At 50.2% G+C, this 930-nt stretch carries 1 protein-coding gene; it reads right to left on the reverse strand.

The window, feature by feature from the left end; genetic code table 11:
- Positions 1-56: 56 nt before the first annotated feature.
- On the reverse strand, positions 57-930 hold an 874-nt coding region (locus tag J7438_RS26035; RefSeq protein ID WP_209278938.1), incomplete at its 5' end, for a hypothetical protein.

Here is a 930-nt window from a genome sequence, read left to right on the forward strand (position 1 = left end):
AAACCCGGTTACCACGCTTTACGCAGGAACCGGGTCAGGGATGGAAAACAACCTGCTTATTGTTGTTGTGGTTTCACGCGGATGCGCTCCAGCCATTGCAGATAAATGCCGGTGGCCAGGTTTTCATCCTCGGTCATAATCACGGGTTTGTTGTTGACGGCGGTATTGGTGGCAATAACCACGTCACCGGTTGCAGCCAGACGGTCTAAGATCAGATCAGAGTCTCCAACCGGGAAGTCAATGGTCAGCACCCCGTCGCTAATGCTCCAGCCCATGGCATTGTCAGTATCACCGTCCATCACCACCGTTCCATCACCAAAGGCAAATTCAACAATCAGTGGATCAGCGTTATCGGTAGTACTATCATCATCAACGTAATACCAGGTTTTATCGGTCAGCTGCGCCGTGGTCCAGCCTGCATTGGTGAAAGGTGCTTTTGACCAGGCAATCAGATCACCGGAATCAATGGGAACGGCAAAGGCATTCTCCGAAGAGACATAAAGGAACTGATCGGTTTCTGCTCCTTCATCATCAGTAGTAGTCAGCCGGTCACCATCCACAGAGTATGCAAAGCAAACATCAGGTCCGCTATCAACCTTCTGGCAGGCCTGGCCCTCAAAGAGAGAAGCCTCAAGAACACCTTCGTCACCAAACTCCACTTTGTTCAGACTCGCTATAAAGCGGTAGTCAGTGGCAGAACTGCCGATGAGAAAGCTGTTCAGGCCACTCTCCGTTACTTCTGGCAGATAGTCCTGCTGGATGTTGAAATACAGGCTGCTCATCTCCGCTTCGAGAGCATCATTGGCATAGGCAATCACGCCAAGAATCTGGTCTTCTTGGGTTGAGCCTGAAATATCAAAATCGACGATGCAGCTGCCTGCGTCTTCAAAGAATTGCCTGGTAACACTCAATGAATCATCGGAGTCACTT

Source organism: Thalassotalea sp. G20_0 (assembly GCF_017744175.1).
GTDB lineage: Bacteria > Pseudomonadota > Gammaproteobacteria > Pseudomonadales > Endozoicomonadaceae > Endozoicomonas.